This window comes from Pseudomonas sp. KBW05 (assembly GCF_003852405.1).
GTDB lineage: Bacteria > Pseudomonadota > Gammaproteobacteria > Pseudomonadales > Pseudomonadaceae > Aquipseudomonas.
Genome location: NZ_QAJM01000004.1, coordinates 46,221 through 66,631 on the forward strand (window position 1 = coordinate 46,221; position 20,411 = coordinate 66,631).

The 20,411-nt window shown below is 62.8% G+C and carries 23 protein-coding genes; 14 read left to right on the forward strand and 9 right to left on the reverse strand.

The window, feature by feature from the left end; translation table 11 throughout:
• Nucleotides 1-132: 132 nt before the first annotated feature.
• On the forward strand, nucleotides 133-2,211 hold the full coding sequence (locus tag DBR46_RS03985; protein ID WP_124525088.1) for a mechanosensitive ion channel family protein: 2,079 nt from the start codon (nucleotides 133-135) through the stop codon (nucleotides 2,209-2,211).
• 86 nt (nucleotides 2,212-2,297) lie between these two features.
• Entirely contained in the window at nucleotides 2,298-3,182 is an 885-nt protein-coding gene (locus tag DBR46_RS03990) for a sugar nucleotide-binding protein (RefSeq protein ID WP_124525089.1), read from the forward strand.
• A 167-nt stretch (nucleotides 3,183-3,349) separates the two neighbouring features.
• Here DBR46_RS03990 and DBR46_RS03995 read toward each other — a convergent pair whose 3' ends face one another.
• From DBR46_RS03995 to DBR46_RS04015, 5 genes are all read right to left on the reverse strand, one after another.
• On the reverse strand, nucleotides 3,350-4,048 hold the full coding sequence (locus tag DBR46_RS03995; protein ID WP_017736650.1) for an OmpW family protein: 699 nt from the start codon (nucleotides 4,046-4,048) through the stop codon (nucleotides 3,350-3,352).
• Nucleotides 4,049-4,142: 94 nt separating this feature from the next.
• Entirely contained in the window at nucleotides 4,143-4,664 is a 522-nt protein-coding gene (locus DBR46_RS04000) for a DUF3299 domain-containing protein (RefSeq protein ID WP_124525090.1), read from the reverse strand.
• An 11-nt stretch (nucleotides 4,665-4,675) separates the two neighbouring features.
• A complete protein-coding gene (locus tag DBR46_RS04005; RefSeq protein WP_124525091.1) occupies nucleotides 4,676-5,941 on the reverse strand; it encodes an ABC transporter permease in 1,266 nt (421 codons plus the stop codon).
• A gap of 1 nt (nucleotide 5,942) precedes the next feature.
• The gene (locus DBR46_RS04010; protein WP_017736647.1) at nucleotides 5,943-6,653 is read right to left on the reverse strand and encodes an ABC transporter ATP-binding protein; all 711 of its coding nucleotides are present in this window, start codon (nucleotides 6,651-6,653) and stop codon (nucleotides 5,943-5,945) included.
• Between the two features lie 133 nt (nucleotides 6,654-6,786).
• On the reverse strand, nucleotides 6,787-7,380 hold the full coding sequence (locus DBR46_RS04015; protein ID WP_124525092.1) for a DUF2796 domain-containing protein: 594 nt from the start codon (nucleotides 7,378-7,380) through the stop codon (nucleotides 6,787-6,789).
• A gap of 131 nt (nucleotides 7,381-7,511) precedes the next feature.
• Between DBR46_RS04015 and DBR46_RS04020 the strand changes: the two genes are divergently transcribed.
• A complete protein-coding gene (locus DBR46_RS04020) occupies nucleotides 7,512-7,853 on the forward strand; it encodes a hypothetical protein (protein ID WP_124525093.1) in 342 nt (113 codons plus the stop codon).
• Here DBR46_RS04020 and trxA read toward each other — a convergent pair.
• From trxA to DBR46_RS04035, 3 genes are all read right to left on the reverse strand, one after another.
• A complete protein-coding gene (gene trxA / locus DBR46_RS04025) occupies nucleotides 7,850-8,722 on the reverse strand; it encodes a thioredoxin (protein ID WP_124525094.1) in 873 nt (290 codons plus the stop codon). The genes DBR46_RS04020 and trxA overlap by 4 nt on opposite strands.
• A 169-nt stretch (nucleotides 8,723-8,891) precedes the next feature.
• Nucleotides 8,892-9,548, reverse strand: a complete 657-nt coding sequence (locus DBR46_RS04030) for a methyltransferase (RefSeq protein ID WP_124525095.1) — start codon at nucleotides 9,546-9,548, stop codon at nucleotides 8,892-8,894.
• Nucleotides 9,545-10,000, reverse strand: coding sequence for a YbaY family lipoprotein (locus DBR46_RS04035; RefSeq protein ID WP_124525096.1), 456 nt, complete (start codon nucleotides 9,998-10,000; stop codon nucleotides 9,545-9,547). The genes DBR46_RS04030 and DBR46_RS04035 overlap by 4 nt, the downstream gene beginning before the upstream one ends.
• 139 nt (nucleotides 10,001-10,139) lie before the next feature.
• On the opposite strand from DBR46_RS04035, the gene nrdR reads away from it, so the two are divergent.
• The 11 genes from nrdR (at nucleotide 10,140) to DBR46_RS04090 (ending at nucleotide 18,321) form a co-directional block, all read left to right on the forward strand.
• Nucleotides 10,140-10,604, forward strand: coding sequence for a transcriptional regulator NrdR (nrdR, locus tag DBR46_RS04040; protein ID WP_017736640.1), 465 nt, complete (start codon nucleotides 10,140-10,142; stop codon nucleotides 10,602-10,604).
• The gene (gene ribD, locus DBR46_RS04045) at nucleotides 10,601-11,737 is read left to right on the forward strand and encodes a bifunctional diaminohydroxyphosphoribosylaminopyrimidine deaminase/5-amino-6-(5-phosphoribosylamino)uracil reductase RibD (RefSeq protein ID WP_124525097.1); all 1,137 of its coding nucleotides are present in this window, start codon (nucleotides 10,601-10,603) and stop codon (nucleotides 11,735-11,737) included. Before nrdR ends, ribD begins: the two co-directional genes overlap by 4 nt.
• A 45-nt stretch (nucleotides 11,738-11,782) precedes the next feature.
• Nucleotides 11,783-12,445, forward strand: coding sequence for a riboflavin synthase (locus tag DBR46_RS04050; RefSeq protein WP_124525098.1), 663 nt, complete (start codon nucleotides 11,783-11,785; stop codon nucleotides 12,443-12,445).
• 15 nt (nucleotides 12,446-12,460) lie between these two features.
• The gene (gene ribBA, locus DBR46_RS04055; RefSeq protein WP_017736637.1) at nucleotides 12,461-13,552 is read left to right on the forward strand and encodes a bifunctional 3,4-dihydroxy-2-butanone-4-phosphate synthase/GTP cyclohydrolase II; all 1,092 of its coding nucleotides are present in this window, start codon (nucleotides 12,461-12,463) and stop codon (nucleotides 13,550-13,552) included.
• Nucleotides 13,553-13,640: 88 nt separating this feature from the next.
• A complete protein-coding gene (ribE, locus tag DBR46_RS04060) occupies nucleotides 13,641-14,117 on the forward strand; it encodes a 6,7-dimethyl-8-ribityllumazine synthase (protein ID WP_003176356.1) in 477 nt (158 codons plus the stop codon).
• Complete coding sequence (gene nusB, locus DBR46_RS04065; RefSeq protein WP_124525099.1) at nucleotides 14,114-14,614, forward strand: transcription antitermination factor NusB; 501 nt, start codon at nucleotides 14,114-14,116, stop codon at nucleotides 14,612-14,614. The genes ribE and nusB overlap by 4 nt, the downstream gene beginning before the upstream one ends.
• A gap of 18 nt (nucleotides 14,615-14,632) precedes the next feature.
• Nucleotides 14,633-15,598, forward strand: a complete 966-nt coding sequence (gene thiL / locus DBR46_RS04070) for a thiamine-phosphate kinase (protein WP_124525100.1) — start codon at nucleotides 14,633-14,635, stop codon at nucleotides 15,596-15,598.
• A 55-nt stretch (nucleotides 15,599-15,653) separates the two neighbouring features.
• Nucleotides 15,654-16,373: an ABC transporter substrate-binding protein gene (locus DBR46_RS04075; protein WP_124525101.1), complete on the forward strand. Its 720-nt coding sequence runs from the start codon at nucleotides 15,654-15,656 to the stop codon at nucleotides 16,371-16,373.
• 129 nt (nucleotides 16,374-16,502) lie between these two features.
• Nucleotides 16,503-17,120, forward strand: a complete 618-nt coding sequence (ribA, locus tag DBR46_RS04080; RefSeq protein ID WP_016978544.1) for a GTP cyclohydrolase II — start codon at nucleotides 16,503-16,505, stop codon at nucleotides 17,118-17,120.
• Nucleotides 17,117-17,536, forward strand: a complete 420-nt coding sequence (locus DBR46_RS04085; protein WP_017736633.1) for a nuclear FMR1 interacting 1 family protein — start codon at nucleotides 17,117-17,119, stop codon at nucleotides 17,534-17,536. The genes ribA and DBR46_RS04085 overlap by 4 nt, the downstream gene beginning before the upstream one ends.
• On the forward strand, nucleotides 17,533-18,321 hold the full coding sequence (locus tag DBR46_RS04090; RefSeq protein WP_124525102.1) for a cobalamin-binding protein: 789 nt from the start codon (nucleotides 17,533-17,535) through the stop codon (nucleotides 18,319-18,321). The genes DBR46_RS04085 and DBR46_RS04090 overlap by 4 nt, the downstream gene beginning before the upstream one ends.
• Before the next feature lie 100 nt (nucleotides 18,322-18,421).
• Here the strand turns inward: DBR46_RS04090 and DBR46_RS04095 are convergent, their stop codons facing one another.
• Complete coding sequence (locus DBR46_RS04095) at nucleotides 18,422-20,311, reverse strand: TonB-dependent receptor (RefSeq protein WP_124525103.1); 1,890 nt, start codon at nucleotides 20,309-20,311, stop codon at nucleotides 18,422-18,424.
• Nucleotides 20,312-20,411: the final 100 nt, after the last annotated feature.

Genomic DNA, 20,411 nt, shown 5'->3' on the forward strand with positions numbered 1-20,411 from the left:
TTAAGGCTGACTCCAAGGGGCGGCGGAAAGTTTCCAGCGTCCTACGGACGGCATAAACATGGCCGGGCGGGGGAACGATCAAGGCTCAAACCCGTCAGTTCCTTACAGACCCTGCTGAAGGAGCCCGGTGTTTTGCTGAACTCAAAGACTGCACTACTGCTCGGTGCGCTGCTGTTGTGCGGCAGCGGCGCACTGCAAGCCGCCGACCCGCAACCCGAAGCGCCGGCCAAGCCGGAACTGCTGGTGGAAGGCGGCTTGCTGGGCGCCATCAGCTCCAGCATCGATGATGTGCAGGACAAGCTCGACCTCAATCAGAACCTGGTCGATGCCTGGCGCCTGCGTGCGGATCGGGCGGCAGACGAAGTAGGGCGGCTGGTGGACCAGACGTCAGAACGTTCGCCATGGAGTGTCGCTGGGGACTTTCTGCTGTTATCCGGGGTGTGGATCGGTGCGTTTGCGTTGCTCACGCTGTTGGGCCGCTGGTTCGTGCTGCGCCTGAGCCGGCGCGCCTTTGTCGAACAACGCGGGCGCCTGCAGGCCGTACTCGGTTACGTGGTGCCCTACACGATCCCGGCACTTGTTTGCCTGCCCTTGACGCTATACGTCAGCCATTTTTTACCCACTTCAGTAGGGCGAGCGCTGGCGCTGTGTTTTGCCTACGCCACCAGCAGCGGGATCTTTTCCACGTCGATGCTGTTGTGTGTGATCGTCATGTTCAACCTCGGCCACAAGCGGCCAGCCGTGGGGATTATTCGCAGTTATTGCCCCAAGCCGCTGTTCCTGATCGGCTTTCTCGCCGCCCTCAGCGATGCCCTGACCAGCCCGCAAATCGCCCGCCAGCTGGGCGGCAATATCACCAGCAGTATCGCGGTGTTTACCGGCCTGTTTGCTGCGGTGATCTTCGGCGTGCTGGTGGTGCGCCTGCGCCGGCCAGTCGCCCACTTGATCCGTAACCGGCCGTTGGCCCAGCGCCTTAAACACCCGGCGTTGCAACAATCGCTGCGGGTGTTTTCCGGGTTGTGGTACTGGCCGATCCTGTTGATGGTACTGGTCTCGGCGATCAATTTGATTGGCGCCGGTGACGACAATCAAAAGGCTCTGCGCTGCGCGTTGTTCACGACGATCCTGCTGATCGGCACGGTGTTCCTCAGCACGGTGCTGCAACACCTGTTCAAGTCCCGCAGCCAGGTGGCGATCCAGCGCAGCAGTGCCTACAAGGAACGTTTCCTCAGCCTGCTGCACGCGATTTTGCGTATCGCCATGGCCATCGGGTTTATCGAGATCCTCGGGCGGATCTGGGGCGTGTCGTTGTTCGAGTTTGCCGAGCGCAATTCCATCGGCCGGGCGATCAGCGATTCCCTCAGTAGCATCGGCCTCATCCTGCTGATGACGTGGCTGTTCTGGGTGGTGCTCGACACGGCGATCCAGGAAGCCTTGAAACCTCCCGTCAACAAACGCTCCAGCCGCCAGCCGAGCACGCGGGTGAAAACCATCCTGCCGCTGGTGCGCAACGCGGTGAAAATCATCCTGGTGGTGATCTGCGCAATCACCACCATGGCCAACCTGGGCATCAACGTCGCGCCGCTGCTGGCGGGCGCCGGGGTGGTGGGGTTGGCGATTGGTTTTGGCTCGCAGCAATTGGTGCAGGATGTGATCACCGGGCTGTTCATCATCATCGAAGACACCTTGTCCATCGGCGATTGGGTGGTGCTCGACTCCGGCCACGCCGGCACCGTCGAAGGCCTGACCATCCGCACTCTGCGCCTGCGCGACGGCAAGGGGTTTGTGCATTCGGTGCCGTTCGGGCAGATCAAGGCGGTCACCAACCAGTCGCGGCAATTTGCCTACGCGTTCTTCTCGGTGCAGTTCACCTACGACACCGATGTGGACAAGGCCGTGGAATTGATCCGCGAGGCGGGCCAGTCGATTCGTGACGATGGGTTCCTCAAGTACAACCTGCAAGGGCCGCTGGAGGTGTTTGGCGTGGATAAGATGGACCTCAACGGCGTGGTGCTCACGGCACAGTTCCGTACCGTGTCGGGTGGGCAATATGCGGTGAGCCGCGCGTTTAACCAACGTTTGAAGAAGCTTGTGGATAACTGCGCCGAGGTGCAGTTCGCGCAGACTTATCCACAGCAGGTGATGGTGCCCGTCAAGGCGGCCCTTGAGCATGAGCCGCCAGAGGCCGGCGCGAAGACAGTTAATCCGTGACGGTTGCGCTACAAACCCGCAAAATGCAACGATTCTGACAAATACCTATTAGCCATCGTTCCACACTGACCGGGCCTGCTCAATCTATGCGAATGCGCCTTATGTTATTGGGCGGCGGGAATGCCCTCGGGCAGGCGCTGATTCGCCTCGGTGCAGAGGAAGACATCGGTTTCCTCGCCCCCAAACCGCCCCAAGACGGCTGGGATGCCGCGAGCCTTACCCAATTGCTCGACGACACCCGTCCCGATGCGTTGATCAACCTCGCCTACTACTTCGACTGGTTCCAGGCCGAAGCCGTCAGCGAAACCCGTTTGGCCGCCCAGGAGTTCGCCATCGAGCGCCTGGCCGAACTGTGCCAGCACCACACCATTACCTTGCTGCAACCGTCCAGCTACCGCGTGTTCGATGGCTCCCGTGCCACCGCCTACAGCGAAAAGGACGAGCCGGTGCCCCTGGGCCTGCGCGGCCAGGCGTTGTGGCGCATCGAGCAGAGTGTGCGCGCGACGTGCCCGCAACATGTGTTGCTACGTTTTGGTTGGCTGCTGGATGACAGCGTCGATGGCACCCTCGGGCGCTTCCTCGCTCGGGCCGAGAAGCCGGATGAATTGCTGATGGCGGACGACCGTCGCGGCAACCCGACGCCGGTGGATGATGCGGCGCGGGTGATCATCTCGGTGCTCAAGCAACTCGATTGTGCGGCGCCGTTGTGGGGCACCTATCACTACGCGGGTCAGGAGGCGACCACGCCGTTGGCGCTGGGCCAGGCGATCCTCACGGAAGCGCGTAATTTTCATCCGCTGGCGATTGAATCACCCACCGCCCAGGCCCACGCCGCGCGGCCGGATGCGAGTGATGAGCCACAACACGCGGTGCTGGCCTGCAAGAAGATCCTGCACACCTTTGGCATCAAGCCACGGGCGTGGCGGGCGGGGTTACCGGCGTTGCTGGACCGGTTCTACCGGCATACTTGAAGAAACATAGATCCAAATGTGGCAGCGGGCTTATGTGGGAGCGGGCTTGCTCGCGAAGACGGCGTGTCAGTCAACAGATGCGTGACTGATCCACCGCTTTCGCGAGCAAGCCCGCTCCCACACAAGCCCGCTCACACATGGTTTATGCAGTGTCGCTTAAATCAGGGTCAGAACTTGTAACCGATACCCACCATGTAAACCATCGGGTCCACGTCCACATTGACCTTGGCGCGCGTGCCTTGGCCCAGGGCGTTGTTGTCCACGGTGGCCTTGGTGCTGATGTCGATGTAGCGCGCCTGGGCGTTGATCATCCACTTGTCGTTGATCATGTAGTCCGCACCGATCTGTGCGGCCCAGCCCCAGGAGTTTTCCGCCTTGAAGTTGCTGAAACCTGCACCCTGGGCGCGGCTGCCGACGTGTTCGTCGTAGATCCAGGTGTAGTTGATACCGGCGCCCACGTACGGTTGGAAGGCGGACTTGTTGTCCAGCGGGTAGTACACGACGCTCAAGGTGGGCGGCAGGTGTTTCAAGGTGCCGAGCTTACCGTTGGCGGCGCCCAGGGCGGTGCCCTTGATCTTCACGTCGTGTTCGAACGGCGTGGCGGCCAGCAGTTCGATACCGACGTGGTTGGTCAGCATGTAAGCGAAGTTGAGACCCAGTTGGGTGTCGCTGCTCATGGTCGCCTTGCCGCCCAGGTTGGCCCCGGCCAATGGGCCTTGGTCAACTTTTACGGTACCGCTGTCGGCCTTCGGGTTCACGGTAATTGCACCGGCGCGAACCAGAATGTCGCCCGCTTCGTGAGCGTGGGCAACCGGGGCGACGAGGGCGAGCGCGAAGAGGGACGCGCCGAGCAGGGACTTGTTCATGGGAGCTCCAAAGGACGTTTAAAAGTTGTAGGTCCAATGGTAAAGATCGTTCCGTGCGGTCTTTTGATTCAGCTCAATGAAAGGGTGATCAGCGTTATTCCTGCAGTTCGTACATGTAAATCTTCTCGGCATCCATCTGGTAACCGGCATCGGCCAGCTCGCTGGTGGACGGCTTGACCTGCATCGCACCTTCTATCCAATATGGCTGGTACAGCTCATCGAGCTTCACGCCGACTTCGCTTTTCACATGCACGATCTGGTTCGACGGCGGCGGTGGCACATGGATGCACGCGCCGAAATACGGCACCAGCAAGAACTCGGTGGTGCGGCCTTCTTCGCTGACTTCCAGCGGCACGATATAACCCGGCAAGCGAATATGCTGACCGTTGAGCGCCTGTACTACCGGCGCGTTGGGCAGGTCCTGCTTGGCCGCTGGCGCCGCTTCGGCCGACAACGCGTCGGCCATGCCTGACAGATCGTGCAGCGGTTTCATGTTCGGCACTTCCGGCGGCGCGTCCGCTGGGATCATCTCCTGCCACGACAAATCCTTGGGCTGGTCGCCGGCCCACACGGGCGCGCTCACCAGCAGCAACAGCGCAAACAGGGCACGACGCATCGAAGCCTTCCTCATAAACGTATGGACAGGCCGTCGGCCAGGGATTGTCGATAGGCGCGCCACGCGGGCACGCTGCCCATCAACAGCGCGGCGGCCAGGATACCGGCGAGCAGCGTCCATTCATATTCGCTCGGCCACGCCATCGGCAAGTCCAGGCCGTAGTTGGCCTGCAAATAGCCGCGCGAGGCGGCGATGCACACGTACAGCAAGCCAACCCCCGCGAGCACGCCAGACAGCGCCAGGGCAAAGGCTTCGAAGATCAGCAATGTCGCGATATGCCACGGGCGGGCGCCCACCGAACGCAGGATCGCCATTTCGCGGCGGCGCTCGTTTAGGCTGGTGAGAATCGCCGTGAGCATGCCGATCAGACCGGTCAGCACCACGAACAGGGAAATCACGAACAGCGCTTTTTCGGCAGTGCCCATCATGCTCCACAGCTCTTGCAGCGCCACGCCCGGCAGGATCGCCAGCATCGGTTCGCCACGGAATTCATTGATCTCCCGTTGCAGGGCGAAGGTGGAAATCTTGTTGTTCAGGCCCAGCATAAACGCGGTGATGGCCTGCGGGGTGAGGTCCATGTTGCGCGCCTGATCCGCGCTGATGCGGCCTTTGCCCTGGGCCGGTACGCCGTTGTGCCAGTCGATATGGATCGCTTCCATGCCGCCGAGGCTGATGTGCAGCGTGCGGTCCACCGGCGTGCCGGTGCGCTTGAGAATGCCGACCACGGTGAAGGGTTTGTCATCGTGTTTGACCAGGCTCACCACGGCTACGCCATGGGCCAGCACCAGCTTGTCGCCAAGCTTGTAGTGCAGCGCTTCGGCGACTTCGGCGCCGAGTACCACTTCAAACGGGTCGGTGGCGAAGGCACGGCCGCTGGCCAGTTCGAGGTTTTGCTTGCGCCCGTACTGGTAGTGCTCGAAGTAGGACTCGTTGGTGCCCATCACACGGTAGCCGCGATGGGAGTCGCCGAGGGAAATCGGGATCGCCCACTTCACCTGCGGGTTGGCGGCGAAGTGCTCGTAGCTGTCCCAGCGGATATTGTTGGTGGCGTTGCCGATGCGGAACACCGAGTAGAGCAGCAGGTTTACCGAACCGGAACGGGCGCCGACGATCAGGTCGGTGCCACTGATGGTGCTGGCAAAACTGTTGCGCGCCTCGACGCGTACGCGTTCCACAGCCAGTAACAAACAGACCGAAAGCGCGATGGCGAACGCGGTGAGGATCGCGGTAAAGCGGCGGTTAGCCAGGCTGGCCATGGCTAGACGGAACAGATACATCTCAAACCTCTGCGGGCGTGGCGGCGCGATTGAGTTCGGCCAGCGACAGGTGGCGGTCGAACAGCGCAGCCAGGCTTTGGTCATGGCTCACAAACAACAGGCTGGCGCCGGCGTCGCGGCATTCGGCGAACAACAACTGAAGGAAAGCTTCGCGGGCGTCGTAGTCCAGGGCCGAGGTGGGTTCGTCGGCGATCACCAGTTCCGGTTGGCCGATCAACGCCCGGGCAGCAGCGACCCGTTGTTGCTGGCCGATGGACAGTGAGTCGGCGCGGCGCTCCAGCAAATCCTTGTCCTTCAAGCCCAAGTGCGCGAGCAAGGTCGCGGCGGCTTGATCGACACTGCCGTGGCGCTGCTTGGCCCGTTGTGCGCGCAGCTTGGAGAAGTGGCACGGCAACTCGACGTTCTCACGCACCGAGAGGAACGGCAGCAGGTTGAACTGCTGGAAGATATAGCCGGTGTGGTCCACGCGGAAACGGTCGCGGGCGCCGGCCGACAGCTCGGTGAGTTCCTGGCCGAGCAGGCGAATGCTGCCCTGGCTGGGCTTCTGCACACCGCCAAGCAGGCCCAGCAGCGTGGTTTTGCCACTGCCGCTGGGGCCCTTGAGGAACAGGGTTTCACCCGCTTCCAGGCGGAACGCGGGGATGTCCAGCAACTGCGGGTGACCGGGCCAGTTGAAGCCCAGGTCGGACAGTTCGATTAATGCTTGGGTCATGGGAAATCAGTGTCGCCTGCTGGCTAGGTTGGACCCCTGTGGGAGCTGGCTTGCCTGCGATGGCATCGCTGCGGTGTGTCTGCTGTACCGCGGCGTCTGAATCGCAGGCAAGCCAGCTCCCACATGGGCCACATCAGAATTTAACGGTGGCTGCCGACGCGGTCGCATCAACACCTTGCTGACCGCTCGGCCCGATCAGTTGTACCTGAATTTTCTGGGTGGCGGGGAAGGTCTTGAACACCTGGGTCAGGTCGAGGTTGCTCAGCGCGGTAGGCGTGGCGCAGGTGAATTGGTAGTGGGCGTGGATTTCGCTGTGGTCGTGATGATGCTCGCCACCTTTGGCGTCGTGATCGTGGTCGTCATCATCGTCGTGATCGGCTTCGGGCTTGTCGCCGAACAGCGGGCTGTTGAGTTCCTGGCTGCTGACCACGCAACCCGCGCCTTTGGGCAGGTTGAACAGGGCCAGCGGGTTTTCCAGCTGTTTGCGCACGGCGGCGACCTTGGCTTTGTCGGCGGCGGTGGTGGCGACGTGTTCAAAACCCACCAGGTTCATCGCCGGGCTGTCCAGTTCAAGCTCCAGGGCCTGGCCATCCAGCACCGCGTTGAGGCGACCCACACCATGTTCATGGGCGCCGAGGCTGCCGTGTTCGTGGTCGTGCTCTTCATGAGCATGGGCAACCGCCAGTGGCAGCAGGGCAAACGGCAAAGCAAGCAACAGACGGCGCATGGGGCGGCTCCAGGACATGAAAGTTTTGTTATGTGATCTTATAACAATAGTCGCGAGAGTTTGACCGCCTGCTTGGCGTTGCGCAAGCCGCATGGGAGCATGCTTGTCAGAAAAGTGCAGGAGTACGGACGATGTTGCGAATTCGAGGAACCGTCGGCGACCTGCCGGTGGATTTGACCCTGGAGCTGGACGACGGCGATTGGGCACGCCTGGGCGCGCAATTGCAGGCAGCCCCGGTGCCAAGCGCACCGGCAGCGGCGCCGGTCAAACAGGATGAGGATCAGTGGCAGAACGCCCAGGATCTATTGCGCAAAGCCGGGCAGCTCAACGGCCTGGAATTGCTCGATCAATTGGAAGGTTTGGCCGGCGATGCCTCGGCGGGCAAGCGCCTGCTGGTGCGCCTGCGCCATAGTGCCAAGGTCAAGGTCGCCAGCGGCGGGGATACGCCGCTGTACAGCTGGATCGGTGATTAGTACAGCGCAGCGAACAGCTTGCGGCGGTACACCGTGACCAGCGGGTGATCGTTGCCCAGCAGTTCGAACACCTGTAGCAAGGTCTTGTGCGGCAAGCCTTCGCTGTAGCTGCGGTTGCGGATAAACAACTTGAGCAAACCTTCCAGCGCTGCGTCGTACTGCTGGCGCGCCAGTTGCTGGATGCTCAATTGATAGGCCGCTTCGTCGTCCTGCGGGTTTTGCGCCAGGAGGCTTTTCAGATCAGCGGCGTCTGGCAGGTCGGCGGCCTGGCGCAGGAAGGTGATTTGCGCCTTGGCGCCGGCGAGGGCGGCTTTGTGCTCGTCGCTTTTCACGGCGTCGAGTACGGTCTGGGCTTCACCCAATTCGCCGCGCTCGGCCAGGCAGCGTGCATACAGGATCAGCGCGGCGGCGTTGGTGTTGTCCTCGCCCAGCAGCGCTACCAACAGGGCCTCGGCGTCGCTGATGCGGCCTTCGGCAAACAACGCCTGGGCCTGCTCCAATGGATCTGCGGCTGCCGGTGGTGGCATCTGTACATGGGGCTCCAGCATCGCCCGCACCGCTGACTCCGGTTGCGCCCCGGCAAAGCCGTCCACCGGCTGGCCATCCTTGAACAGCACCACCGTCGGCAGGCTGCGAATGCCAAAGCGCGCGACAATGTCCTGCTCGGCCTCGCAATCAACCTTGGCCAACAGCAACTCGCCCTGATAACTCTCGGCAATCTGCGCCAGCAGCGGCATCAACGCCTTGCACGGCGCACACCACTCGGCCCAGAAATCCACCAGCACGGGCTTGTGGAACGAATTCTCGATGACGGCTTGATCGAACGTGGCGGTGGTGGCATCGAAGATGTACGGCGTGGGCTCACTCATGGGGCGTCTCGAAGAAAGCGGGAATGGGGCAACTATAAGGGCTGGCGCTGGCGGCTGAAAGCGCGGCGGGTTCAAGATCGCTATCGCGGGCAAGCCCGCTCCCACAGGGGAGTGCATTTCAACAGGACAATGCAGCCCGAATGTGGGAGCGGGCTTGCCCGCGATGGCCTCAAGAACGCCGCGAGTGGTACAGGCTCACCTTGCGAAACTCCCAAGGCTCGGCCAGGTCCGGCAGCGTCAGCGCATCAAGGATCTCCAGCCGCTGATAATCCGCATGCTGAAAGTCTCTTACCCGCGAATCCGCCACCAACGCTTCACGACCACGGGTGAGGAAGTGATCCAGCAACGGCAGGTTGGCGCGGTCGTAGAGGACGTCGGCCACCAGGATCAGGTCGAAGCGGTCGGCCTCGGCAAAGAAGTCCGCCGAATAACCCAGCGTCACACCGTTGAGTTCGGCATTCGCCCGGCACGCCGCCAGCGCCAGGGGATCAAGATCGCAAGCCACGACCTCCAGCGCCCCGGCTTTGACGGCAGCGATCCCGGCCACGCCGGAGCCGGCGCCAAAATCCAGCACGCGCTTGCAGGCCACCCACTCGGGGTTCGCCGCCAGGTACCGCGCCAGCGCCAGGCCGCTGGCCCAGCAGAAGCTCCAGTAGGGCGGTTCATGCAGGATGCGCCGGGTTTCTTCGGGGCTGAAAGCGCGGTCCATGTTGTCCGCATCCAACAGCCACAACGACAACGCGGTGCCCGGCAGTGGGCAGGGCACCAGTTGCGCGTCGCCGATCAGCTCGCTCAGCGCCGCTTGCAGGGCCAGCGGTGGTGTCATGGTGCCTTGACGAGTTGCAGGGGGCCGGTGGTCTGGGTGATCGCCTGGGTGATACGCACGGCGGGCAGGTGCAGGATCAACTGGCCGGACTGGCTGGCGCGGCCGCGCACTTCAACGCGGGCACCGGCCGGAAAAGCCTCGGGGTTGAAGCGCAGGCGGAAGGCCAGGGGCTTGCCGTTGCCCGTCAGCACGCTGCTGGCGAGCAATTGTTGCGGGCGCGAGCGCTCGTCGATCACCAGCAGGGCCATCTCGACTTCGGCGCCAGCGGGCACGTTGGTCAGGCTGCCGTTGATTTCACGCTGGTAGGCGGGCAGTGGGCCGAGGTCTTCAATGCCCGGGACCTTTTTCTCTTGCGCCGGCACCGGCTGAGGCGTGGACGGTTTGGGGGCTTCGCTGCTGCAGGCGACCAGGAAACTGAACACGGTGAGCAAGACAAGTGGTCGTAACTGCATGTACGGCTCCAGAAAGGGCAAAATCCGTGGCGTTAAAATCAAGAAACATAATAGCCAGTCTATATACCGTAAAGGCTATGGCTTGTCTTGCCACGGGGATGCGCTACCATGGCCCTCCCTTTTTTTGTTGCCTGCCACCATGCACTGTCCCTTCTGCGGTGCCAACGACACCAAGGTCATTGACTCACGTCTGGTCGCCGAGGGCGATCAAGTGCGTCGCCGGCGCGAATGCCTGGCCTGCGGTGAGCGTTTCACCACCTTCGAAACCGCCGAACTGGTATTGCCGCGCCTGATCAAGTCTGACGGCAGCCGCCAGCCCTTCGACGAAGACAAACTGCGCGCCGGTATGCAGCGCGCCCTGGAAAAACGCCCGGTGAGTGTCGAGCGCCTGGAAGCCGCGCTGGTGCATATCAAGCACAAGCTGCGGGCGACCGGCGAGCGCGAGGTCAAGAGCCTGGTGGTTGGAGAGTTGGTGATGGGCGAGCTGCAAAAGCTCGACGAAGTCGCCTATATCCGTTTCGCCTCGGTGTATCGACGCTTCCAGGACCTCAACGAGTTCCGCGAAGAAATCGACCGCCTGGCCCGTGAGCCTGCCAAACAATGATCCCACCGTCTGCCGAACAAGCTGTCCTCGACGCCCATTACATGGCCCGCGCCCTCGAATTGGCGCGCAAAGGCCTGTACACCACCCATCCCAACCCCCGGGTCGGCTGCGTGATCGTGCGCGATGGGCAGGTTGTCGGCGAAGGTTGGCATGAGCGCACCGGCGAGCCCCACGCTGAGCCCAACGCCCTGCGCGCCGCCGGTGACAAGGCCCGTGGCGCCACGGTGTACGTGACCCTCGAACCGTGCAGCCACCACGGCCGCACGCCGCCCTGCGCCGATGCGCTGGTGAGTGCCGGCGTGGCGCGCGTGGTGGCTGGCATGCAGGACCCGAACCCGGAAGTGGCGGGGCGCGGTATGCAGCGCCTGGCCCAGGCGGGGATCGAGATCCGCAGCGGCGTGCTGGAAAGCGAAGCGCGCGCATTGAACCCCGGTTTCCTTAAGCGCATGGAGCACGGCCTGCCGTTTGTGCGGGTCAAGCTGGCGATGAGCCTGGACGGCCGCACCGCGATGGCCAGCGGCGAGAGCCAATGGATCACCGGCCCCGCCGCCCGCGCCGCCGTGCAGCGCCTGCGTGCCGAGGCCAGCGTGGTGCTGACCGGCGCCGACACGGTGCTGGCCGATGGTGCGCGCCTGACCGTACGCGCCGCCGAGCTGGGCCTGGACCCGGAAACCACCGCGCTCGCCATGTCGCGCCCGCCGTTGCGCGTGCTCATCGACGGCCGCCTGCGCGTGCCGCTCAACGCGCCGTTCTTCAAGGCCGGCCCGGCGTTGGTCATCACCTGCGTGACCGCGGAAAACCAGTTCCCCCGTGGCCCCGAGTGCCTGGTGGTGCCGGGCGTCGAGGGCCAGGTTGACCTGCGTTCGGCGCTGGTCGCCCTGGCGGCCCGTGGCGTCAACGAAGTGTTGGTGGAAGCCGGGCCAAGCCTGGCGGGCGCCTTTGCCCAGCAAGGCCTGGTGGATGAGTACGTGATTTTCATCGCCGGCAAGTTCCTCGGCTCCGCCGCGCGGCCTTTGCTGGACTGGCCGCTTGAGAAACTGGCAGACGCCCCCCAACTCAAGATCACTGAAATGCGCGCTGTAGGCGATGACTGGCGAGTCACTGCCATCCCTGTTCCTGCAGCGAGCGTATAATTTTCTGCCTGCGCCCAGCGCGGTAACGTTTTCCAGGAGAAGGCCATGTTCACCGGCATCATCGAATCCATCGGCAGCATCCGTGCAATGACCCCAAAAGGCGGCGACGTACGCCTGTCGGTTGAAACCGGCAAGCTGGACCTCGGCGACGTCAAATTGGGCGACAGTATTGCCATCAACGGCGTGTGCCTGACCGTCATCGAGTTGCCAGGCAACGGTTTTGCCGCCGATGTCAGCCGGGAAACCCTGGACTGCACCGCGATGAACGACCTCAAGGCCGGCAGCCCGGTGAACCTGGAAAAAGCCCTGACCCCGACCACCCGTCTGGGCGGCCACCTGGTCAGCGGCCACGTGGATGGCGTCGGCGAAGTGGTCGCGCGCAGCGAAAACGCGCGGGCCGTGGAATTCCGCATTCGCGCGCCCAAAGAGCTGGCCAAGTACATCGCCCACAAAGGCTCGATCACCGTCGATGGCACCAGCCTGACCGTGAACGCCGTGAACGGCGCCGAATTCGAACTGACCATCATTCCCCACACCCTCAGCGAAACCATCATGGCGTCTTACCAGCCTGGTCGCCGGGTGAACCTGGAAGTGGACTTGCTTGCCCGTTACCTGGAGCGCCTGTTGTTGGGCGATAAGGCCGCAGAGCCGAGTGCCGGGAACATCACCGAAAGTTTTCTGGCCGCTAACGGCTACCTGAAATCCTGACCAAGGGGGTGCCGCGTGGCGCTCAATAGCATCGAAGAACTGGTTGAAGACATCCGCCAAGGCAAGATGGTCATCCTGATGGATGACGAAGACCGCGAGAACGAAGGCGACATCATCATGGCCGCCGAAGCGTGCCAGGCTGAGCACATCAACTTCATGGCCAAGCACGCCCGCGGGCTGATCTGCATGCCCATGAGCCGCGAGCGCTGCGAACTGCTCAAGCTGCCGTTGATGGCACCGCGCAATGGTTCGGGGTTTGGCACCAAGTTCACCGTGTCCATCGAAGCCACGACGGGTGTTACCACCGGTATCTCCGCCGCTGACCGCGCGCGCACCGTGCAAGCCGCTTCCGCGAAGGACGCCAAGGCTGAAGACATCGTCAGCCCCGGTCACATCTTCCCGCTGATGGCCCAGCCCGGTGGAACCCTGGCCCGCGCTGGCCACACCGAAGCCGCCTGCGACCTCGCGCGCATGGCCGGTTTCGAGCCAAGCGGCGTGATCTGCGAAGTGATGAACGACGACGGCACCATGGCCCGTCGCCCGGAACTGGAAACCTTTGCCGCCGAACACAACCTCAAGATCGGCACCATTGCCGACCTGATCCACTACCGGATGATCCACGAACGTACCGTTCAGCGGATTGCCGAGCAGCCACTGGATAGCGAACTGGGCCAATTCAATTTGGTGACCTACCGTGATTCAGTGGAAGGCGACGTGCACATGGCCCTGACCCTGGGCACCATTTGCGCCGAAGAGCCGACCCTGGTGCGCGTGCACAACATGGACCCGCTGCGCGACCTGCTGATGGTCAAGCAGCCGGGCCGCTGGAGCCTGCGCGCCGCCATGGCTGCGGTTTCCGAGGCAGGCAGTGGCGTGGTGCTGTTGCTCGGCCACCCACTGGATGGCGATGTGTTGCTGGCGCATATCCGCGAAACCGCCGACCACGCGCCGGTGAAAAAACCGACCACCTACAGCATTGTCGGTGCCGGTTCGCAGATCCTGCGTGACCTCGGTGTGCGCAAAATGCGCCTGATGAGTGCACCCATGAAATTTAATGCCATATCCGGTTTCGACCTGGAAGTAGTAGAATACGTGCCCTCCGAATAAAGGCCGGCGATTCCTGCCCCTTGTTCGCGGTTAAATCATCACTAAGGGACGCCGTTTGTGCGTCCCGGCTCTTTAAGAGATTTGTCGAATGACCCTGAAGACCATCGAAGGTACCTTCATCGCCCCCAAAGGCCGCTACGCCCTGGTAGTTGGCCGCTTCAACAGCTTCGTGGTTGAAAGCCTGGTAAGCGGTGCCGTGGACGCCCTGGTTCGCCACGGTGTGAGCGAGAGCGACATCACCATTATCCGTGCGCCTGGCGCCTTCGAAATTCCACTGGTTGCGCAAAAAGTTGCTCAGCAGGGTGAGTACGCGGCGATCATCGCCCTGGGCGCGGTCATTCGTGGCGGTACCCCGCACTTCGAATACGTGGCAGGCGAATGCACCAAGGGCTTGGCCCAGGTGTCCATGGAGTTCGGCGTACCCGTCGCGTTCGGCGTACTGACCGTTGATTCCATCGAGCAAGCCATCGAGCGTTCCGGCACCAAGGCCGGCAACAAAGGCGCTGAAGCTGCCTTGTCCGCCCTGGAAATGGTTAGCCTGCTGTCGCAGTTGGAGGCCAAGTGATTTCCGACGAGAGCGATCGTTTCAACCCGCGTGACGAGCGTCCGGCCGACGCTGGCAAGCCATCGAAGAACGAGAAGCGTCGCGCTGCTCGTCAGTTGGCGACCCAGGCACTGTATCAGCGCCACCTGGCCGGTACTTCGCTGAACGAAATCGAAGCGCAGTTTCGCGTCGACAACGATTTTACCTTCGCCGACCTGCCGTACTTCCACGACATCCTGCACGGTGTGCATGCGCACCTGACCGAGATCGACACGGCCCTGGCACCTTGCCTGGACCTGACCATCGAAGAGCTGGACCCGGTTGAACTGTGCGTGATGCGCCTGTCTGCCTGGGAACTGCTGTACCGCGTCGACGTGCCGTACCGCGTAGTGATCAACGAAGGCATCGAGCTGGCGAAAGTCTACGGTTCGACCGACGGTCACAAGTTCGTCAACGGCGTGCTCGACAAGCTGGCCCCGCGCCTGCGTGAAGCCGAAGTGAAGGCGTACAAGCGCTAACCTGCGCTTGAGTTCGCAATGGGCGAGTTTGAGCTGATCCGCAAATACTTCGCCGCCGCGCCTTGTGCGCAGGGCGGCGAAGGCATTGCCCTGGGGATCGGCGACGACTGCGCCTTGCTGGCGCTCCCCGCCGGGGAGCAGTTGGCAATCTCCACCGATACCTTGGTGGCCGGGGTGCATTTTTCCGACCCCTGCGACCCGTTCCTGCTCGGCCAGCGCTCGTTGGCCGTGGCCGTGAGCGACCTGGCCGCCATGGGCGCCCATCCCCTTGCATTCACCCTTGCCCTTACCACCCCGACGGTCGATGCCGATTGGCTGCAACGCTATGCCCAGGGTTTGAACGCCATGGCGCAAAGCTGCGGCGTGTGCCTGGTCGGCGGTGACACCACACGCGGCCCGCTGAGCCTGACCCTGACCGTGTTTGGTCGGGTGCCCGCCGGGCAAGCGTTGACGCGCAGCGGGGCGCAGCCGGGCGACTTATTGTGTGTGGGCGGCGAGTTGGGCAATGCCGCTGGCGCCTTGCCATTGGTCTTGGGCCAGCGCAGCGCCGAGGCGGCGATTGCCGAACCGTTGCTGGCGCACTATTGGTCGCCGCAACCGCAGTTGGCGTTGGGGCTGGCGTTGCGGGGCAAGGCGACCTCGGCGATGGATATCTCCGACGGGTTGCTGGCCGATTGCGGGCATATCGCCAAGGCGTCGGCTGTCAGCCTGTTGATCGAACGCCAGCGGTTGCCATTGTCCCAGGCGCTGCTGGCGTTTGTCGGTGACGACGACGCGCGCGTGGCGGCCTTGAGCGGGGGCGACGACTACGTGCTGGCGTTCACCCTGCCGCCTGGCGAACTGGCGCCGCTGCTGGCGGACGGTTGGCCGATCCACGTGATCGGCCGGGTCGAGGCGGGGCAGGGCGTGACGCTGCTGGACGCCAACGGCCAGGACATCACCCCGGCCGTGCGTGGCTATCAGCACTTTCGCGAAGCGCCGTAAGTCGGCGACCTGCGCTACCCTCTACAAAGTCATTCCGGAGTAGGAGCTTGTCACCATGGATGTGCGCCACTGGCTGTTGATCCTGCTGTGCGCCCTCACACCTCTGGTGCACGCCGATGAGGCGCCGGGCAAGGTCATGCTGGCCAGTGAAGCCTGGAACGACTACACCAACGCCGATGGCAGCGGCCTGGCCTGGGACGTGCTGCGCCTAGTGTTCGAGCCGGCCGGCATCAAGCTGCAAACCCGTACTGTGCCGTATACCCGCTCGGTAGGCCTGGCCCAGCGCGGCGAGGTAGATGGCTGGGTCGGCTCCTACCGGGACGAAGCCACTGGCGTGCTCTACCCCCACTGGAATTTCGACTCCGATCACATCTACGCCCTCGGCCTGGCCGGCACGCCGGCGCCGACCGTGGCCACGCTGGGCAATTACCGCCTGGCCTGGGTGCGTGGCTACAAGTACGAGGAGTACTTGCCCAACGTGCGCCGCTTCAACCAGATCGAACGCCGCGATGGCATTCTGCCGATGCTGCAACACGGTCGGGCCGACTTCTATATCGATGCGTTGACCGAAGCGAAGTACGTCCTTGCCCAGTCCAGCGACCCCTCGAAGTTCCAGCTCACCCATATTGCCGAGCTGCCGCTGTATATCGGTTTTGCCGATACCGAACGAGGGCGAGCGTTGATGGCCGTGTACGACCAGCGCGTCGCAACCTTGGTGAAAAGCGGCGAACTGAAGGCGATCTTCGAGCGCTGGAACCAGCCGTATCCGTTCTGACCTGCATAGAACCAGGATGAAGGCCAATCGAACCTATTGATCTTTATCAGCGATAATTCAGCTTAAGCGTCTGTAGGAACGTGCTGTTACAATGGCCGCCTTTGTAAAAACTGAAATCAGGAGCACACGGTGCCCGTCGTTTTCGTCGCCGCTTCCAAGCTGCCTACCCCTTTTGCCACGTTCACCATGAACGGCTTTCTTGAAGAAGCCACCGGGCGCGAGCACGTCGTGCTCAGCCTCGGCGATATCGCTGACGGCGCTCCGGTGCTGGGCCGCGTGCATTCCGAGTGCCTGACCGGTGATGCACTGTTCAGCCAGCGTTGCGACTGCGGTTCGCAACTGGAAGCGGCGATGCGCGCCATCGCCCGTGAAGGCCGTGGTGTGCTGCTGTACTTGCGTCAGGAAGGCCGTGGCATTGGCCTGATGAACAAGATCCGCGCCTACGAGCTGCAAGATGGCGGCGCCGATACCGTCGAGGCCAATGAGCGCCTGGGTTTTGCCGCCGACCAGCGCGACTACGCGATCTGCCTGCCGATGCTCGAACACCTGGGGGTCAAATCCCTGCGCCTGATGACCAACAACCCGCGCAAGGTCAAAGCCTTGACCGAGATGGGCATCACCGTCGCCGAGCGAGTGCCGCTGCACACCGGGCACAACCCGCACAACAAACTCTACCTGGCCACCAAGGCCAGCAAGCTCGACCACATGATGGGCAACGAGCATCAGGGCGAGGTTGACCGCGCGTGACCCGTGGCCAGGTGAAACGGCGACTGTCCTTCAACTGGTGGCAGTACCTGGCCCTGGCACTGCTGCCCTTGTTTGTGATCAACCTGGTGTTCGGCCAAGCCGAATCCTTGCTGCCCGTGCTGGCCATGCCGTTCTTTATCGCCGGCGTGGCCTCGATGTTTCTGAGCCTGCGCTATTTTCATGGCTATAAACACGCGCTGATCGCCACCTCGAAAGCCCTCGATACTCCTGAAGAACCGGCCGCCTGGATCACCCTGGCGGCCCGTCGGCGTACCGCATTGTTGATTGCCGCCGTGCCTGCCTGGATCGGTGCGCTGGCGGTATTTGTCGGCCTGGAAGCGGTGCCGTTGTTTCTATTGGCGCTGTCGACCCTGGTGCTGTTCTACCTGTATCGCATCCCCCGTCAACTGGGATGAGGCATCGCTGGCTGGCGCTCCTGCTGCTGGCATGCAGCGTCCAGGCGCTGGCGGCCGAACGCGTGGTCAGCCTGGCGCCATCCCTTTCTGAAATCGTGGTTGAACTGGGCGCTGCCGACTTGCTGGTGGGCGTGCTCGATGGCGGCGAACGCCCACCAGCCCTGGCGACGCTGCCGTCGGTCGGGCACTACGGTCAGTTGAACATCGAGGGCCTGCTCAGCCTCAAGCCCGACCTGATCCTGCTCTGGCCCGGCAGCGTCGGCCCGGCTCAGCGTGAGCAGTTGCGGCGCTTGAATATCCCGGTCTATGTCGCCGAACCTCACAGCCTTGAACAGCTCGCCAGCCAGGTCCAGGCCATTGCAGATCGGTTGGGCCGTGCCGATGCCGGTAGCCAACTGGCCGCGCAGTTGCGCCAGCGCTTGGGCGAACTGCGCCAGCGCTACCATCGGGATGAGCCGCTGCGGGTGTTTTATCAAGTGTGGAACCAGCCGCTGTACACCGTGGGTGGCGGGCAGATCATCAGCGATGCGCTAAGCGTTTGCGGCGCACGTAATGTGTTTGATGACCTCATATTGCCCGCGCCACAGGTGAGCATCGAGTCGGTGTTGCAGCGTGATCCCGAGGTGATTCTGGTGGGCGATCAGGCGCAGAAGGATGCCTGGCGTGTCTGGCCAAACATGGCCGCGCGCGTGCGGTTGGTGCCGGATAAAGGGCTGGAGCGGCCCAGTGGGCAGATGGTGGAGGCGGTGGCGCGGTTGTGTCAGGTGATATCGCCTGACCTGTGAGACCGCTTTCGCGAGCAAGCCCGCTCCCACACTTTGATTTGCGAATACTTTCAAAATGTGGGAGCGGGCTTGCTCGCGAAGAGGCCAGTACAGGCGCCGATCAAATCTCAGGTGTCCAGGTCACCCCAACCATCCATACCCGACCTTCTTCCCGATAAGCCTGATTGTTCTTGAAGTCCATATCGTCATAGCTGTACATCGCCCGCGCAAACGACTTGTCCAATAGGTTATCGACCTTCAGCGACAACGCCACTTCCCGATTCAATGCCCAACTGCTGCGCAACCCCAGCAGCGCATAGCCGCCCAGGCGCTGTGTGTTGTCCTGCGCGTCATAGCTGCCGCTGATTGCCTGCCAGCTGGCGCCCACGCCCAGCCGGTCGAACTGCCGGTCCAGGTCCAGGCTCAACGTACGTCGTGCCCGACGGGCCAAGGTGTGGCCGCTGTCGCGGTCACGCGGGTCGATAAGCGATAGCCCAAGGTTGCCTTGCCAGCCAAACAGCTCTTGCTTGAGCGCGGCCTCAAAACCATTGATACGTGCCGACGCGACGTTTTGCGGCTTGCTGGCGCTGTCGAGGATGATCGCATCGCGCAGGTCGGTGCGGTACAGCGAGGCTTCCAGCCGCGTGCTGTCGCTCAATTGGCTACGCCATTGCAGCTCATAGCTCTTCGAGGTTTCGGGCTGCAGGTTGGGGTTGCTGTACTTCGTGTCCGGGTAATACAGGTCGTTGAAGGTCGGCGCGCGAAAGCCCTCGCTGTAGCTCAGCAGAAGGTCGTTATCGGGGTTGAGCGGCAAGGTCAGGGTGCCGCTCCAGCTGTTCTGCCCGCCGAACTGCTGGTTCTGGTCACGGCGCAGGCCCAACTCCGTCGAGAACCACGCGCCGTGGAAGCGATGCTGCACAAACGCGGCGCGATTCCAGCGGCTGTTTTCGGTAAAAGTGGTGGAGCCATGGAAACGGTCTTCGTACCAGTCTGCACCGAGTATCAGGCTGTTCTGCTCGTTCAGGGTCAGGTCGTTCTGCCAGTTGACCGAGTCGCGGTAGGTGTTGAACACGCTGAACTCATCGCTGAGGGTGTCGCGCTTGGTGTCGCGGTTCTCGCTGTGGCCCAGTTCCAGGCGCGATTGCCAGCGCTTACTGAGGCTCGCATCGATATAGCCGCTGGCGCTGCTCACGGTGTAGTCGGTGTAGGGTTTTTGCCCAACGCTTTGCCCGCTGGCGAAGTCATAGCGGCCGAAGCTGTTGTCGTATTCGGACTTGCCACGGCTATCCAGCAGGTTGAAGCCCACCGCCAACTCATCGCTGAAGGCGTGGCTGAGGTTCAAGCTGATGGACTGGTTGCGATAGGCATCATGGTCGCCATCGCTGGGGAATGACGTATGTGTCGAGTTGATGCCCGCCGTTTCATCCAGGCTCGCGCCCAGGTTGAACCGCGTGCGTTCATCACCCCCGGACAGCCCGAGGCTGCGCTCCCAGGTCTGGTTGCTGCCAAAGCCCAGCTTCAAGCGCGGCTGTACACCTTGCTCGGCATTGCGCCGGGTGAAGACCTGGATCACCCCGCCAATCGCGTCGCTGCCGTAGATCACCGAGCGTGAGCCGCGCAAGACTTCCACCCGTTCGATCTGATCGACATTCAGGTATTGCAGGCCGCTGTCGCCGGAGGTGGTGTTGGCGATGCGCTGACCGTCCACCAGCACCAGGCTCTGGGCGGATTTTGTGCCGCGAATATAAACCCCGGGCAAACTGCCACGCCCGCCGGTGGGGGCGATTTGCACGCCAGGCACACGGCTGAGCAGGTCCGTAAGGCTGGTGGGCTGCAGACGGTCGATGTCGTCGCGGGTGAAAACTGTGTTGGCGGCGCTGCTGTCGTTGCGCGCCTGGACCTGGCGGTTGGCGCTTATGACAACGTCGGGGAGGTTCAGGGCTTGGTCGAGGGTGTCGGCGAGCAGTTCGGGGGCGGGTAGAAGCAGCAGGGCGAGGTGCAGGCGTTTCATGGTCTGTCCATAGAGTTTGAAGGCGACACAAAACAAATGTGGGAGCGGGCTTGCTCGCGAAGGCGGTGGGTCAGTCGACAACTCCAGTGACTGACACTCC

Bases quoted from the DNA above. Each gene is read 5' to 3' on its own strand.
- DBR46_RS03990 (WP_124525089.1), top strand. From the start codon at position 2,298: ATGCGAATGCGCCTTATGTTATTGGGCGGCGGGAATGCCCTCGGGCAG.
- DBR46_RS03995 (WP_017736650.1), bottom strand. From the start codon at position 4,048: ATGAACAAGTCCCTGCTCGGCGCGTCCCTCTTCGCGCTCGCCCTCGTC.
- DBR46_RS04000 (WP_124525090.1), bottom strand. From the start codon at position 4,664: ATGCGTCGTGCCCTGTTTGCGCTGTTGCTGCTGGTGAGCGCGCCCGTG.
- DBR46_RS04005 (WP_124525091.1), bottom strand. From the start codon at position 5,941: ATGTATCTGTTCCGTCTAGCCATGGCCAGCCTGGCTAACCGCCGCTTT.
- DBR46_RS04010 (WP_017736647.1), bottom strand. From the start codon at position 6,653: ATGACCCAAGCATTAATCGAACTGTCCGACCTGGGCTTCAACTGGCCC.
- DBR46_RS04015 (WP_124525092.1), bottom strand. From the start codon at position 7,380: ATGCGCCGTCTGTTGCTTGCTTTGCCGTTTGCCCTGCTGCCACTGGCG.
- DBR46_RS04020 (WP_124525093.1), top strand. From the start codon at position 7,512: ATGTTGCGAATTCGAGGAACCGTCGGCGACCTGCCGGTGGATTTGACC.
- trxA (WP_124525094.1), bottom strand. From the start codon at position 8,722: ATGAGTGAGCCCACGCCGTACATCTTCGATGCCACCACCGCCACGTTC.
- DBR46_RS04030 (WP_124525095.1), bottom strand. From the start codon at position 9,548: ATGACACCACCGCTGGCCCTGCAAGCGGCGCTGAGCGAGCTGATCGGC.
- DBR46_RS04035 (WP_124525096.1), bottom strand. From the start codon at position 10,000: ATGCAGTTACGACCACTTGTCTTGCTCACCGTGTTCAGTTTCCTGGTC.
- nrdR (WP_017736640.1), top strand. From the start codon at position 10,140: ATGCACTGTCCCTTCTGCGGTGCCAACGACACCAAGGTCATTGACTCA.
- ribD (WP_124525097.1), top strand. From the start codon at position 10,601: ATGATCCCACCGTCTGCCGAACAAGCTGTCCTCGACGCCCATTACATG.
- DBR46_RS04050 (WP_124525098.1), top strand. From the start codon at position 11,783: ATGTTCACCGGCATCATCGAATCCATCGGCAGCATCCGTGCAATGACC.
- ribE (WP_003176356.1), top strand. From the start codon at position 13,641: ATGACCCTGAAGACCATCGAAGGTACCTTCATCGCCCCCAAAGGCCGC.
- thiL (WP_124525100.1), top strand. From the start codon at position 14,633: ATGGGCGAGTTTGAGCTGATCCGCAAATACTTCGCCGCCGCGCCTTGT.
- DBR46_RS04075 (WP_124525101.1), top strand. From the start codon at position 15,654: ATGGATGTGCGCCACTGGCTGTTGATCCTGCTGTGCGCCCTCACACCT.
- DBR46_RS04090 (WP_124525102.1), top strand. From the start codon at position 17,533: ATGAGGCATCGCTGGCTGGCGCTCCTGCTGCTGGCATGCAGCGTCCAG.
- DBR46_RS04095 (WP_124525103.1), bottom strand. From the start codon at position 20,311: ATGAAACGCCTGCACCTCGCCCTGCTGCTTCTACCCGCCCCCGAACTG.